Consider the following 14,800-nt stretch of genomic DNA (forward strand, 5'->3'; position numbering starts at 1 on the left):
GCCCTCTGCCAACCCTGCCCTCCGCCAGCCCTCTGCCCTGCCGCTGCTCAGGCGGAGCGCCGCTCCTCCGCCGGCATCAGCCCCGCGGCGGCGTCCCGAACCTTCCGCTCGGCCGGGGTGTCGGCGACCCGGACCGCGGTGCATTCGTGGCACGGGGCGGCCTTCGGGTTGAAGCCCAGCAGGTGCCGGCGCCAGCCGGCCAGCGCCTCGTTCGCCCAGGCCTCGTAGATCGTGTCGTAGTCGGCCAGGTTGCCCGTGACATAGGGCTTGTGGTCGTCGGCATCGCCGCGGATCCGGCAGCACGGCGTGAGATTGCCGTTGTAGGTGACGGTCATCGACTTGAACGGCTCGTCGCACGGCGACAGCCGCTCGGTCGGCGCCGGGATGTGCCGCATCAGACCGCCGATGTTGTAGCCGAACTGGTTGTAGTTGCCCTGCACCACCTCGACCTTCATGCCCTCGAACGGAATGAACGCCTGGTACATCCGCCCCGGGCGGAAATCGATGTGCTCCGGTCGGCGGCCGAGCCGCTCGTAGATCTGTTCGGCCCGGAACCTCACCTTGTCGTCGTCCCAGTCGACCACCGCCGACACGTGCAGCGAGATCATCAGGTGGTTCAGCCCGGCGTCGCGGATCTCCGCCAGGGAATCCCGATTGAGGTAGTCGCCGTTGGTGTTCATGCGGATCGACGCGACCGGCAGCGCCGCCCGCAGTTCCCGGCAGGCCTCCAGCGTCACCGGGTCGGCCATCGGTTCGTTGTAGAAGTTCAGGGTGACCTTCGAGCGGTAGCCGATCTCCGCCAGATCCCGCACGATCATGCGGTAGACCGGCCCGGGCAGGTAGTTGTTGGCGCTGATCCGGTCGATGAACGCGTTGGGGCAGTACAGGCAGCGGCGGTTGCAGTACGAGAAGAGTTCCAGGTCGATGTTCCGGATCGACTGCGCGAACAGCCGCTTGGCCCGCTCCCGGTCGGTCACGCCGACGAAGTGGTCGCGCCTGAAGAGGCCGCCGATCGGCTCTCCGGAGACCGGGCGCGGGTGCGGCGACAGGTTCTTGAACAGATCCTCGACCACCCGGTCCGTGGAACCGGCCGCGACCAGCGGCAGGACCCTGCGAAACGCCCCGGAGCGGTCGCCCTCGCGCAGTTCGATCTTGGCAAGGTACCTCGACGCGCCCGGGTGGCGCGGATCGACGACCAGGGCATTGCGGTAGCGCCGGACGGCGGCTGCGACGTCCCCCCGGTTGTGCTGCTCGAGGCCCCGCTTGAACGCCGTTTCCGCGACGTGCATCTGCCGCGCCCCGGACAGCGGGACGGGTCCACCGACGTTTCCGTGGGCGGTCTCGCCGGCAGCGGGCGTCGCCACGCTGCCCACGACATTGAGAAGATGATCGGCGGGAAGTCCGGTTCGGTCGATGTCCTTCCAGCGCGAGACCATTCCCGGCTCCTTATCGGTTGCCTGCCAACGAACCGGCTCACCCTGCCACCCGGGCAGCCATCGAACAATCCGGCATGCGGTGGCCGACGTCAGGCGACGGCGAAGTTCATCTGCAGCATCAGCCGGTGCCCCTGCCGCACGAAGCCTCCCCGATGCACCCCGTTGTTGTCGAAGCAGATGACGTCCCCGTCGCTCGACTGCACGGCCCACTCCCGGGCCAGGAGGTCGACGGCGAGAGGGTCGGCCGCGTCGATGAAGTCACCGAACAGGGCGTGCTGCCGGAACTCCTCCGGCAGGGCGAGGAACTCGGCCGGCGGCAGCTTCAGGCCGTCGTTGGTCTTGCGGACCATGAACTCCAGCAGGGACGGCAGGACGTGGGTGCCGACGGAGAACCGGAACGGCCCGGTATCGATGTCGATCTCGTTGAGGTAGATGAGAATCTTGACGGTCGGCCAGATCGCCGAGTCGATGTGCATGTAGCTGGCGGGGACGGTCGGCAGGCCCTCTTCGGAAATCTCGCCGTAGTGCAGCCGCGAGGTCTCGGCATCGTTCTTCTGCAGGAACAGGCTGCCGATCTTGAGGCGGGCCCCCGCATAGGCACTGCACATGCCCTGGATGCCGGAGTCGTCGAGCCATCGCTGAAACGCCTCGAAGACGCCCGGGAAGCGCTCCGGCTCGACCTGGCGGTTGAGATCCTTGAACTTGCGCTCGTTGACCGGCTTGCCTTCGATGCCCGCGGAAAGTTCCTCGATCAGCGGTGCCAGCTCGGCGATCACACCGGCCTTCACGGCTTCGGGCAGCCGGCTCGCGGAAATGCCGCGGCGTGCCAGCGCCCGCAGATTCCGGTCCTCGGCGTTCAGCGCTTCCGCCTTGGGGGCATATCCCGGCGTCGCGTAGTAGTAGGCGTAGCCCCGCTGGAAAGCGTGAAAAAACTTGCCCAGGCTCTCGGCGCGCACCTCAGGGGTGATGCTGGACAAATACTTCGCCATCTTACGGTGCTGAGAGTAATCCGGCATCGGCAGCATGTAATTGACCGCAGGATGGGGAAACAACATCGCGAACGTCCTCGGGGTCTTCGATGATGGCTCGGCAGAGCGTACTTCATCCCGGCGACGGGCGTCCCGGAAATTCCCCCGGCCGGCAGCCGCCGGGCGACGCCTTCGACCGACCGGCGATCGCCGGCCCGGAACCCGCCGCTCCCGACGAAACGAACCCCGCGGGCACGGCAGGTCGCTGACGGTTCAAGCAGTTGCGGCTACGGGCCGGCACCGACATCGGACGCGACAGCCGCTCCGTTCGCATGCCATCATTCGCGACAGCCGCGGTTACGGTGGACCGGATCGCGGGCGTCGGACTTCTGTTGGGGGAGGCACGGGTGTCCAGTCTGATCTATTTCCTGGTCGTCACGCCGGCCGGCCTCGTCTATCGACTGTTTCGGCGCGATCCGCTGCAACGCGGCACCCGGGGCGGCGACGGCGGCTACTGGTCGTCCCCCCGGCAGGCGCGCTTCGAGGGCGGTGATTTCCGGCGACGCTGACGACGCCGCCATGCCCCGCCCGGCGCCTTCACATTCTCCTGCTGCGACGGACTCATGCTCATTCTCGGACTTTCGGCCTACTACCACGACAGCGCCGCCGCCCTGGTCGAAGACGGCCGGGTGGTCGCGGCAGCGCAGGAGGAGCGTTTCACCCGGCGCAAGCACGATCCGCGCTTTCCGGGGAACGCCATCCGCTACTGCCTGGAGGAGCGCGGGGCGACGCTGAACGACGTCGACCGCATCGCCTTCTACGAGCGTCCGTCCCTGAAGTTCGACCGCGTCCTCAAGACCACGCTGGCGGTGGCGCCGTCCGGCCACGAGGCGTTTCGCGAGGTCCTGCCGATGTGGCTCGGCGAGCGGTCGCGGCAGACCGACGAGATGATCCGCGCACTCGAGGCCATCGGCCCGGGGGCGGACGTCGAGCGGAAGCTGCGCTTCACCGAGCACCATCTGAGCCATGCCGCGTCGGCCTTCTATCCCTCCCCGTTCGAGCGCGCCGCCATCCTGACCATGGACGGGGTCGGAGAGTGGGCGACCACCACGGTGATGCTGGGCCACGGCTCCACCATCGAGCCGCGCCGCGAAATCCGCTTCCCGCACTCGCTCGGCCTGCTCTACACGGCGCTGACCTACTTCCTCGGCTTCAAGCCGAACTCCGGCGAGTACAAGGTGATGGGCCTCGCCCCCTACGGCGAGCCACGGTTCGCCCGGCGCCTGCTGGACACGGTGATCGACCTGCGCGAGGACGGCAGCTTCGGGCTCGACCAGCGCTACTTCAACTACTGCACCGGCCTGACGATGACCGGCCCGGCGATGGAGGAACTGCTGGGGGTGCCGAGGCGCACCCCGGAGCAGCTTCTGGAGCCGGTCCACATGGACATCGCGGCGTCGCTGCAGGCGGTCACCGAGGAAGCCGTGCTGCGGCTCGCCCGCTCGGCGGTCCAGGAGACCGGGGAGCGCCGGCTGTGCCTGGCGGGCGGCGTCGCCCTGAACTGCGTCGCGAACGGCAAGCTGCTGCGCTCCGGGACGGTCGACGACATCTGGATTCAGCCGGCGGCCGGCGACGCCGGGGGCGCGCTCGGCTCGGCCCTCGCCATCCACTACCTGGAGCCCGACCGGGCGCACGCCCCGGCGCGGACCGTGGCGGGCGACGCGCGCGATTCCATGGCCGGCGCCTATCTCGGCCCGGCCTTCGACGACGACGAGATCCGCCGGCAGCTCGACGCGTCGGGCGCCCGGTACACGGCGCTCGACCGCGATGCCATGCTCGAGACCGCCGCCTCCGCGCTCGCCGAAGGGCAGGCCGTCGGCTGGTTGCAGGGCCGGATGGAATTCGGCCCGCGGGCGCTCGGCAGCCGCTCGATCCTCGGCGATCCGCGCTCGCCGACCATGCAGCGGGACCTGAACCTCAAGGTGAAGTACCGCGAGAGCTTCCGGCCGTTCGCCCCGTCGGTGCTTCGCGAGCGGGTCGCCGACTGGTTCGAGTTCGACCACGACAGCCCGTACATGCTGCTGGTCGACCAGGTACGGGAATCGCTGCGCCGGGCGATGACCCCCGAAGAAGAGGCGCTGTTCGGGATCGACAAGCTCAACGTCCAGCGCTCGACCATTCCCGCGGTGACCCACATCGACTACTCGGCGCGCATCCAGACGGTGCACGCCGACACCAACCCGCTCTACCACGAACTGATCCGCCGGTTCGGGGAACGCACCGGCTGCCCGGTCCTGATCAACACCAGCTTCAACGTGCGGGGCGAGCCGATCGTGTGCACCCCGGAGGACGCGTTCCGTTGCTTCATGGGAACCGACCTCGACCTGCTGGCGGTCGGCAACTGCGTGCTGCGCAAGGCCGATCAGGATGCCGGGCTGGCGCAGGACTACAAGGACCAGTTCGAGCTGGACTAGGGCGGACCGCATCGGGTCGCTGCGGTCGGCTGAGGCTTCAGGCCGGCGCCTTCTCGCGCAACGACCACAGACGGCCTAGCTCGGCCGCCATCGCCTCGGCCATCAGGCGATAGCCGTCGCTCTCGCCGGTGTTTCGGTCGAGCAGGCAATGCGGCCAGTCGGCATAGATCGTCTCGGTCCGGTCCTGAAAGACGTTCACCAGGCTCGCGCTCGGCACCCCTTCGTCGGCCGCCATCGACTGCATCGCCGCTTCCATCATCCGGTAGATGTCGACCAGCCGGTCGCCGAGCGGCTTGGAGTACCCCTGTTCCTGTTCGGTCAGCTGCTTGCCGAGACCCGGGATCGGCTGGAGGAAGTGCGCGCTTCGAATACCGACCTGCCGGCAGGCACCGTGCAGGAACCGCACGTAGTCGGCATAGCGCTGTACCGCGTAGCGCCACCGGCGCTCGGTCCCGAGCTTGGGCATCTCGAAGATGCTCAGCAGGTAGCTCTGGTCGTCGCCCTGCTCGAGCGCCAGCGGGATGGCCCGTCGTATGCCCTGGCTGACCATGCAGAAATAGTTGGAGTGCCGTGTCCACCAGTGCCGCAGCGACTGCTCGTAGACCCAGCTGGCCAGCCAGTCCCCGACCATTCGCTCGTACCCGTGCTCGAGCCCGGGGTTGGACATCAGAAACTTGCGGCCCGGCGTCTCGACGAGCACGCCGTCCCGCATCATCATGGCCGCCTCGTTGAACCCGTCGAGCGTCACCACCGCGTCCACCGCCGACGCCGTCATGGCGGAAATGCCGACCTGCTGGGGATACCGCCAGCCGCCGAGTGCGCCGTTCAGCACCACGAAGCGCTCGCCCTTGGGCGGCAGGAAGCGGCGGTTCAGCGCCTCCTCGAGATAGCGCGGTCCGTTCCGGTTCATCTGGGCGAACTGGGTCGCCACGGATCCGCCCGACACCAGAATCTGGAACAGCCCCGGATCCCGCTCGTACGGAAACGGGCGGTTGAAGAACCCGTAGTTGTTGGGCGCCAACGGGTGGTCGGGACTGCGCGGCGGCTTGTTGACGTAGGCGACATACGGGTGCGGCGTGAGAGCCGACGCGAACGAGCGCCGCCGGAACCCCTGCTTTCGCCCTCCCTGGTCCTCCGTGACCTGGCTGATGTAGCTGTTGGTCTCGCCCTGGAGGCGCCGCGCCGGACCGACCAGTTGGCCGGTCTCGCCGGTCAGCCTCACGAAACCGTAGAACTCCAGAACCAGGGCCGGCGCCACCATCCCGGCCAGGGCCGCGACTGCGGTCCACCACCACGGCAGGGCCCAGGCCTGGGCGAGGGTCGCCCCGGCGAGCGCGCCGAACGGTCCCAGCAGGACGGGAGCGAGAGCCGCCAGGACCCAGCGGTCGACCCGCGCGCCGGGCTGCTCGCCGGGCCGCCCGTCGGGCTTCGGCGAGGCCGCGGCCGGCGCCTCGGTCGCCGCCGGTGTGGCAGCGTCGGTCATCGGCCGGGCATCGGTCGCCTCGCCGGCCTGCGGCGGCTCCGCCGGCGGCGAGAACAGGCCCTGCACGACCGTCGACTCCGGATCGAGGACACGCGCCCAGCGAAGCGGGGTCAGGTCGGGGCTGCCGGCAGACCGCTGGCGACCGATCTTGAACAGGTAGCGATACGACTTGGTTTGCGGGTGGGCACAGGCGGCACGACGGTAGAACCTCTCGGCGGTCTCGAGATCGCCGAGGTTGTGCGCCGCGATTCCACCGAACTCGAGCAGGCCGGGCTCCGAGAGCCCGGCCGCACGGTCGCTCTCGACCAGCGCGACCACCGCGCTCCAGTCGCCTTCCTTCGCGAGCCAGCGGGCGCGGTCGAGCGTGCTCTCCCGTGCTGGACGGGCACCCTCATGTTCCGCGATCACAGAACTCATGTCGGTCCTTGACGTCTCGGCTGTCGGGAAAACCCCGCTCAGGGGGCGAGCAGTACCTGGATGATCTCGCGCTCGCCGGATTCGAAGATGGCGCCGCGGTGAATGCCGTTGTTGTCGAACAGCAGCATGTCGCCGTCGTCGCTGGTCATGACCCGCTCGCGCTCCAGCAGCGGCTCGAGTTCCGGATGACCCGGCTGCAGGTCGTTGCCGAAGTTGGCCTTCTTCTGGAGGAACGGCGGCAGCCCGACGAACCGGCGCCGGAACTTGGTCTTGCTGGAATCGTAGTCGCTCTTGTCGGTCGCCTTGCGGACGCAAAGCTCGAACGGCGTCACCCCGATCCGGTTGCTGCCGGGAACGTACCGGAAGGCCCCCTGCTCGGCCGACACCTTCGAGCGGTAGATGATCACCTTCATGACGCCGATGCTGGAGTCGATGTGCATGTAGTACGCCGGCGACAGCGGCAGGTCCCCGACCAGGGAGTTGCCGACGATGCTCATGTCCTCGACCGAATTGATCTGCAGGTTCGCCAGCTTCACGGCCATCGGCACGCCCTGATAGGCCGAAGCCATCTCCAGAATGCCGTGGTTCTCGAACACCCGGTTGAGGAAGTCGACGAAGTCCGTCGGCTTGTTCTTCACGTGATACAGGTGCCCCGACGAGGCCTCGACCCCGCGCTTGCCCGGCTCCAATTCGGCGCGCCGCCGGCGGACCTCCTCGGCCACCGGCTCGGTCCGCTCGAGCAGTTCCGCGCGCTCCGCGTCGGTCATGCGCAGGCCGAGGATGCCGTCGCGCTCGAGCGTCCGGAACGTCTCCGCGTGGGCCGGTGACACCGGGCGACTGCTGGCCCGGGACTTCATGGACAGGTAGCCGTTCCAGATCGGCGCGAAGGCCTCGTAGAACGGCTTGATCACATCGCCTTCCTCACCGGTCAGCAGCCCCTTGTCCGCGCCGTAGCCGGGATGGTTGGCATAGTCGATGCTGGGGTAGCCGAAGTCCGCAAATCCTTCGGGCGGCGGAATGAGACGCCCCGACACCCGTTCGTTGTCGACGCGCCGGGCGATATCCGACATCACGGCCAACGGGTCCTCGGGGTCCTGCGGAGCCTGCCCCTGCGTCTCGACCGGGGTCGGCTTGGCCTCGCCACCGCCGGTGCCCGCAAACCCGGCCTGCTGCACCGCCACGGCCAGGCGCCGCGCCAGCTTGTCGTCGCCGGGATTCGCCAGCACGGCTTCGCTCAGCGGGCGGACGGCTTCTCCGAAGCGTTGCGCCTTGAAGTAGCTGGTCCCGATGTCCGCCATGTACGCGCTGTGATCTCCCGGCCGCGCCAGGACTTCGCGGTAAGCCTGGGCCGCGTCCGACCAGCGATGCGCGCGGGCCAACTCACGCGCACGGTCGACGAGTACCGACAACTCGCTTGCCGAGCCGGAGGGCGCGTCAATCATCGACTTGCTCACGGCGAGTACCTCTCTCTGCTCTCGAGGGCGATCCGCCCTACCACATGGGGTACAGGTCCTCGGAGTTCTTATCCTGCTTCTTCTTTCTGCGGAATATCAGCGATAAGAGCCAAACGAAAAACCGTTTCATCAGTCCTGTCTCCGTCCCCGCCGCGCAACGCCCGGGCCCACGATAACGTCTCCGCCACCGACGACCAACCGCGTCGGCCGGTCCCCCCGCCCGCTCAGGCCGTGCCGAACCCCACACTGCCGGTGCGCTCGGACATGGTCTGAGGGCCATCGTAGACGAACGGCCGGGCATCCAGAATGCCGCGGCAGATCACGTCGATGCCGGGCGACCGGCCCGGCCGCAGCGCTGCCAGGGAGTCGAACTCGAAACGGAACCGGCCCTTCTCGCCGACGTCGATCAGCTCGACCGGGATCATCCGCCGGAAGAAGAAATGGTAGGCGTAGCGGCGGGCCCGCTGCACCTCCTCGCCGGACATCCGCCGCTCGAACGGCAGGCGGTTCAGCATCTCCCGGTATCCCGACGGCGTGACCGCGTCGAAGGAGAACCCCTTGCCCCGGATCCAGGCCTCGCCGGCGACGATGGTCGGCAGGCCGCGGGCCGAGGCCTCGATCCCGGTCTTGGTGCTGTAGATCAGCGCGGCGTTGCTGCGATCCAGCAGCGCGTAGGTGCTGAGGTCGCTTTCGGCCGGGACGACCACGACGTTCTCGGGTAGCGTCGGGAAGAACCGGGCGATCTCGTCGCCGATCTTCTGCCGCGACGGATTGGTGCCGGTGACCTCGGCCGGATGGACGCGGACGACGAGCTGCAGCTCGGGTCGGGTCGCGAAATACGCGATCGTGTATCGGACCCAATCGGCCATGCCCGGGAACGCGTTGGACTCGTAGTGCAGCTGCGCGTCCCACACCACGCTGGTCAGCAGCGTCACGATCGGGCGCCGGCCGTCGATACCGAGCGCCGCCAGCCGCTCCGCGCTGTCGTCCGCCACCTCCTTGTTGAACCAGATCCAGTCGTGCGAGCCGCGGCGCCGGCTCTCCAGATAGGCGTCGAGGACGGTCGCCTGCTCGCCGCTCAGCTCCAGATCCTCCCAGACCGCCGAGTCCTCGGTGATCATGGTGTGGTGATAGGAGTCGTCGTGGCTGAAGATCAGGGTCTGCTTCTTGTAGGACGGGTTCCAGGTCACGACCCGGACGCCCCGTCGGGCCGCGGCCTCGCGGACCAGCCCCTGCGGCGCGTAGATCCCGTGGTTGACGACTACCACGTCGATGCCGCGTCCCTCGATCATCCGGTCCATTCCGAGCACCGTCAGCAGGCCCGCATGCAGGTAGCGCCGCACGACCTTCTCGGCCTCCGGTTCCGATTCGAGATCGCCGCACGCCAGGTAGCGCAGCGCACCGGCGAGCGCATGCTCGCCGACCCTGGCCCCGTCCAGCTCGAACGCCGCGATCTCCGCGAACGGCACCGACTCGGAAAGTGACTTCGCCGTCGCGAGATCCTCCGTCGTGAGCCATTCCGACAGCCGGTTGATCGGCAGCCCCGTCTCGCCCAGCTCCTCTGCACCGGCGGGAAAGCAGTTCGGGCAGCGCGGCGGCCGATCCGCCGACAGCAGCTTCTGCGGCGGCACGCCGCCGTACTTGATGGCGATGCACGCCGGCAGCGCACCGTCGCAGAGCGAGAACTCGACCCGGGCCCCGCGGAGCGTCAGGGCGACGGCGACCAGGGATTCGACCGCGATCCCGTGCTGCCAGCTGCCGACCGACGTCGCCACCAGCACCTTGGGGGCATCCTCGGTCACCGCCTCCAGCGCCGCCTGCCAGGCCGCCCGGTCGTCACCCTGCAGTATCGCCGACCACACGTATGCCCTCCTTCCTCGGAAACCCGGACGCCGCCCGGCCCCGTCAGTGCCGGCCCAGGACGTGCTCCCGCAACGCCTGGAACTCGGCCGGAATGAACGATTTGGTCCGTACCATCGCCCGGTAGGCGCTGCGCAATGCAAGCGGCAGCATCCGCAGATCGACGCCGCGTCGCCCGGGCGGCGAGATCGCGGTGTCCCAGACCAGCAACACCGCGTTGGCGAGCGTCGCCATCCGCATCAGGAACGGCGGACGCCCGTCCTCGAACGAGATCTTGAGCTGCCGGACGACGGTGTCCTTGGTCGACAGGCCGTCCGGGATCAACCCGAACTTGCCGACGTCCGGGGCCGAGACCTTGTCGCGCAGGATGCCCTTGTAGCGCCGCCACCAGAGCACCTCGTTGACCTGGACGAACTCGCCGACGGCCGCCAGTTCCAGCAGGAACAGCCGGTCCCACCAGACCGTGGTCCGCACCCGCACCTGGTCGAGCGCGGCCCGGCGATACAGGCCGTAGACCTTCGAGCCCGATCCGCGCATCCGGTCGGTCACCAGCCGCATCCGCTGCGCCATCGTACGGCCCGAGGTATCGAACCGGACGAGGTGGTCGCCGACCCGGGCGCCGCGGTCGTCGATCATCCCGAAATAGGGATACGCCAGGACCGCGTTCGGCCGCCCTTCCAGGGCGCGCACCATCCGCTCCAGCCAGACCTCGTCGTACACGTCGTGGTCGCTGGCCCAGCAGAAGTACCGACCGCGCGACAGCGACAGCGCGAACCGGAAGTTGCCCACCGCCCCGACGTTCTTGGGACGCGGGTAGATGCTGATCCGCGGATCGCGATCGGCGTAGGACCGCGCGATGTTCAGCGTGGCGTCGGTCGAGCCGTTGTCGACCACGATCACCTCGTAGTCCCAGTAGGTCTGCGCGAGGACGCTCTCGAGCGCCTCCTTCAGGGCCTCGGCACCGTTGTAGACGACGAGGCCGATCGTGACGCTGGGATTGCCGAGGACCTGCGGCCACGCCTTCACGTCCGGACGGCCGGAAAGCGCCTTCATGACCGCCGACCGCGAGACCGCGACCGAGGTCAGGTACCGCTCGTCGCCGCTCTCGCCGAGATCGGTCAGCCGGAACGAACGGCGCAGCGCCGCCGACAGTTGCGGATAGCGGGCGGCCCGCGGGTGCTCGGCATCGATCGAGAGCGCCAGGAACGGCACCGACCACTCGGCCAGCCGGGTCGCCAGGATCAGGGCGCGTTCCTCCGGAACCAGGCTGAGCGCCGACTGCGCGATCGCCACCGACGGCACGTAGGCCTTGATGTCCGAAAGCCGCTTGTCGAGGGTGTAGACGAAGTCGAGCGACCGGATGAGCTTGCCGGGGGAGCTCTCGACGGCGTTGGCGATGCGGGCGTCCGGAAAGACCTCCCTGACCGCCCGCTCGGCTTCCTCGAAGCGCTCCTCGACGTCGACCAGATAGATCGTCAGGTCGGGGAACACCGCCTTCAGCAGCAGGGCGGACTGCACCTGGCCCTCGGGGAAATCGATGCCGCCGAGCAGCTGCGCCAGCAGCGGGTTCGAGGATTCGCCGGTCAGCTGCCCGGTCAGTCCGGAGCGCTCGAGCCCGCGGACCAGGGCCGCGGCCGCGTCGAGGGCCGGGCGCAGGCTGTCGCGCAGCGGGGCGCTGCCGGCCCGGAGTTCCGGCGCCACCGTGAGGGCGCTGCCGGCGGCGGCCAGCGCTCGATCGGCGGCCTCGAACCAGTTCGCGTCGACGTCGCCGCCGCCCTGGCCGTCCCCGGCCGACCCCGAGGATGCACCGAGGGCGTCGTGGAACTCGGACAACAGCAGCTTGGAGACCCGCTCGACCGTCTCGCCGCCCGCCACCAGCTCGACCCCGTGGCCCAGCAGGTCGCCGAGCGTGGAGAACCGGCTGCGCCCGGCCAGGTCGCTTGCCGAGACGAACACCGAACGGGCGGCCGCCGCCGGGTCGCATCCGTCGACGATGTCGCCGAGCAGGCGCACGGCCTCGCCGAGCGTGTCGCAGCGATAGGTGCCGGAGGCGTATGGCCCGTCCACGCGGGCCGGACTGCCGTCGGTCTCGAGCACGATCGCCGGCCGGTCGCCCATCACCGCCGGGCCCAGTTCGCCGACGGTGTGCGAGACCACCGCGGTCGCCCGCTGTATGCCGACCCGCAGCATGACCGCGGTGTTCGAGTCCTGGCTCGCATCCGGACGGGGCCAGAGCACCAGATTGTCCGGCATCGCGTACTGGAACGGCAGGCGCGCCGGCATCGCCGACCGGTACACCACCGCCAGCCTGCGCAGAGCCATCCGGTTGGACTGCCGGAGGCGGGCCGCCAGCGTCCCTGCCCTCCTCAGTTCGTCCAGCGGCGCACAGGCCGGATCCGCCATGTACAGGACGAATCCGGTACCGGCGAGGGTCGGGAAGATCTGGTCGAACACCCTGAAGTCGGTCTTGTCGGGGACCGGTCGGAAGGCCGGCTCGAGCGTCAGGTCGCCATGCACGACGATCGAGTTCTCCCGCAGGGCAACGACCTGCTCCACGCGCTCGGCACCGTTGGCGACGCAACGGATCCGGGGAATCGTACGGTCCAGACGGCGCTCCACCGCAGTCGGCCGGTCCGAGACACTCAACCCGCAGATCAGGTATCCGGCATCGTCGGCCGCCTGGACGTACGCCTCTGCGAACATCGGATCGGTCCGGTCGAGGCAGACCAGCATGAGGTCGGCCGCCATCTTCAGGGTCCAGCCCCGGAGCTCCTTGCTGACCGGCGCGATCCACGGCCGGCCCTCGGTCGTGGCGTACGGCTTGTCGAGCAGCCGCGACAGCCTCGCCAGCCGCCGCCGATGGATCGTCGCGTGATCGGTGATGTCGACCCCCGGGTGCCGCCGCACCCATGCCTTCAGGTCGAGGCGGCCGTCGCCCCGCGGGTTGCCGAGCTTGCTGACATCGTCCGCGTCCACCACCAGGACGATCTTGTGCATCCGCCGGTACAGGGCCTCCAGCAGGGTCTGGTACTCGCTGAAGTTGGAGCGGTCGCCGAGGACGACGATGATGCTGTAGGCCGGGCGCCGGATCGATTCGTCCAGTTCCCCGGGGGTCAGGCGCGATCGGACCGACGCAAGGCGGGACCGGATGTGCGCGTCGTACGGCGCCGCCTTCTGCCCGGCCTTCAGGATGCCGAGCGCCTCCCTGTCCTGCCCCATCAGGCAGAGCAGACGCCCCAGGTGACCGAGATGGAAGGCGTTCGTGGGAGCCCGATCGACCGCCTTGCGATGGGTCGCGATCGCCTCCTTGTAGCGATGCAGCCGTTCGTAGGAGACCGCCAGGTAGCGCAGGCCGCCGACCTTGTCCTGGTCGGCCGCGAGCTCCTCAAGAACCTCGATGGCCTTCTCGTCCTCGCCACGGAAATGGTAGGCGGTGCCGAGCGCGAGCAGCGCATCGTGCGCCTCGTTGCGGATCATGCCGGTGTAGTTCGGCGCCGTGCCCCGCATCTTCCGATAGATGTCGACCTGGACCTCGAGAAACCTGAGGCCGGCAGCGTCCGGCAGATCCTTCGGTCGAGCGAGCTTGTAGCGCATTGGAAGCCCCTTCCGTGCCGGCCTAGGCCGGAGCCCGGACGCGGATCTCTTCGTCCACGAACCGTTCCGCCATCAGGTGCTGCAACTGCTTGAGGCGAACGAAGAAGCGCGACTGGAAGTCGTGCTCCCGCAGATGGCCGGCCCGCAGCCACTCGATGATCTCGTCGCAGCCGCGGTCGAGCGTCCACTCCGCCTGGAATCCGGGCAGCGCGCTGGCCGCCTTGGCGAAGGACACCCGGTAGGAGCGCGGATCGGCACCGGCCTCGCCGGTGATCTCGAGGCGCACCGACGGCAGCTTGCCGACGACGGTCTCGGCGATCTCCCGGATCCGGAAGTTGTTGTCGTCCCGGCCGACGTTGAACGCCTGGCCCGCCACCGTCGCCGCCGGCGCCGTCACCGCCGCGACGCAGGCCCGCGCCATGTCGGCGATGTGGACGATCGGCCGCCACGGCGTGCCGTCGGACAGCACGCGGATCACCCCGGTCGTGAAGCCCCAGCCGATCAGGTTCTGGACCACCAGATCGAACCGCATCCTGGGGCTCACGCCGAACGCCGTGGCGTTGCGCATGAACACCGGCTCGAAGTCCCGGTCGGCCAGCGCCGCCAGCCCGGCCTCGGTATCGACCTTCGAGCGGGCGTAGGCCGACAGCGGGTCCATCGTCGCCTGTTCGTCGGCCGGGGCTCCCTTGTCCCCGACGCCGCCGTAGATCGAGCACGAGGACGCGAAGACGAACCGGCGAATGCCTGCGGATTTCGCCAGGCCCGCCAGCCGGAGCGACGCCTCGGTGTTGATCGCGTGCGTCAACGCCGGGTCGATGTGGCCGAGGGGGTCGTTGGACAGCGCCGCGAGATGCACGATCGCCTCGACATCCTCCAGGTCGGCCGCCGAGACGTCGCGGACGTCCCGCACCCGTTCGCGGTCCGGCGGCGTGAAGCCGTCCAGTTCCTCGACGCATTCCCTGAAATAGCCGACATCCAGGCCGGTGACGTGATGTCCGGCCTCCTTGAACGCCCGGATCATCCACGGACCGACATATCCAAGATGGCCGGTAATCAGGACTCGCATGCTGGGGTCTCTCCGCGGTTCCGTCCGCGCGCGCTCGGCGCACGAAGC

General features: G+C 68.9%; 9 protein-coding genes. 2 read left to right on the plus strand and 7 right to left on the minus strand.

The window, feature by feature from the left end:
- Window positions 1-47: 47 nt before the first annotated feature.
- The gene (locus IE246_RS11385; protein ID WP_189989468.1) at window positions 48-1,436 is read right to left on the minus strand and encodes a radical SAM/SPASM domain-containing protein; all 1,389 of its coding nucleotides are present in this window, start codon (window positions 1,434-1,436) and stop codon (window positions 48-50) included.
- An 89-nt stretch (window positions 1,437-1,525) separates the two neighbouring features.
- A complete protein-coding gene (locus tag IE246_RS11390; protein WP_189989470.1) occupies window positions 1,526-2,425 on the minus strand; it encodes a phytanoyl-CoA dioxygenase family protein in 900 nt (299 codons plus the stop codon).
- Window positions 2,426-2,811: 386 nt separating this feature from the next.
- Between IE246_RS11390 and IE246_RS11395 the strand changes: the two genes are divergently transcribed.
- Complete coding sequence (locus tag IE246_RS11395; RefSeq protein WP_189989472.1) at window positions 2,812-2,973, plus strand: hypothetical protein; 162 nt, start codon at window positions 2,812-2,814, stop codon at window positions 2,971-2,973.
- A gap of 54 nt (window positions 2,974-3,027) precedes the next feature.
- Window positions 3,028-4,878 (plus strand): carbamoyltransferase family protein, encoded by a 1,851-nt coding sequence (locus tag IE246_RS11400; RefSeq protein WP_189989474.1) that lies wholly within the window; start codon window positions 3,028-3,030, stop codon window positions 4,876-4,878.
- Window positions 4,879-4,915: 37 nt separating this feature from the next.
- Here IE246_RS11400 and IE246_RS11405 read toward each other — a convergent pair whose 3' ends face one another.
- From IE246_RS11405 to IE246_RS11425, 5 genes are all read right to left on the minus strand, one after another.
- Window positions 4,916-6,778 carry a hypothetical protein gene (locus IE246_RS11405; RefSeq protein WP_189989476.1) on the minus strand — a complete coding sequence of 621 codons (1,863 nt, stop codon included), beginning with the start codon at window positions 6,776-6,778 and terminating at the stop codon, window positions 4,916-4,918.
- Between the two features lie 38 nt (window positions 6,779-6,816).
- Window positions 6,817-8,076: a hypothetical protein gene (locus tag IE246_RS11410; RefSeq protein WP_189989478.1), complete on the minus strand. Its 1,260-nt coding sequence runs from the start codon at window positions 8,074-8,076 to the stop codon at window positions 6,817-6,819.
- Window positions 8,077-8,456: 380 nt separating this feature from the next.
- Window positions 8,457-10,094: a capsular polysaccharide export protein, LipB/KpsS family gene (locus tag IE246_RS11415; protein WP_189989480.1), complete on the minus strand. Its 1,638-nt coding sequence runs from the start codon at window positions 10,092-10,094 to the stop codon at window positions 8,457-8,459.
- Between the two features lie 43 nt (window positions 10,095-10,137).
- On the minus strand, window positions 10,138-13,686 hold the full coding sequence (locus IE246_RS11420) for a glycosyltransferase (protein WP_189989482.1): 3,549 nt from the start codon (window positions 13,684-13,686) through the stop codon (window positions 10,138-10,140).
- Window positions 13,687-13,708: 22 nt separating this feature from the next.
- Window positions 13,709-14,752, minus strand: coding sequence for an NAD-dependent epimerase/dehydratase family protein (locus tag IE246_RS11425; protein ID WP_189989484.1), 1,044 nt, complete (start codon window positions 14,750-14,752; stop codon window positions 13,709-13,711).
- Between the last annotated feature and the right edge of the window lie 48 nt (window positions 14,753-14,800).

It is taken from the genome of Thalassobaculum fulvum, from assembly GCF_014652915.1.
In the GTDB taxonomy this organism is placed as follows: domain Bacteria; phylum Pseudomonadota; class Alphaproteobacteria; order Thalassobaculales; family Thalassobaculaceae; genus Thalassobaculum_A; species Thalassobaculum_A fulvum.

Bases quoted from the DNA above. Each gene is read 5' to 3' on its own strand.
- IE246_RS11385 (WP_189989468.1), bottom strand. From the start codon at position 1,436: ATGGTCTCGCGCTGGAAGGACATCGACCGAACCGGACTTCCCGCCGAT.
- IE246_RS11390 (WP_189989470.1), bottom strand. From the start codon at position 2,425: ATGGCGAAGTATTTGTCCAGCATCACCCCTGAGGTGCGCGCCGAGAGC.
- IE246_RS11400 (WP_189989474.1), top strand. From the start codon at position 3,028: ATGCTCATTCTCGGACTTTCGGCCTACTACCACGACAGCGCCGCCGCC.
- IE246_RS11405 (WP_189989476.1), bottom strand. From the start codon at position 6,778: ATGAGTTCTGTGATCGCGGAACATGAGGGTGCCCGTCCAGCACGGGAG.
- IE246_RS11410 (WP_189989478.1), bottom strand. From the start codon at position 8,076: ATGGCGGACATCGGGACCAGCTACTTCAAGGCGCAACGCTTCGGAGAA.
- IE246_RS11420 (WP_189989482.1), bottom strand. From the start codon at position 13,686: ATGCGCTACAAGCTCGCTCGACCGAAGGATCTGCCGGACGCTGCCGGC.
- IE246_RS11425 (WP_189989484.1), bottom strand. From the start codon at position 14,752: ATGCGAGTCCTGATTACCGGCCATCTTGGATATGTCGGTCCGTGGATG.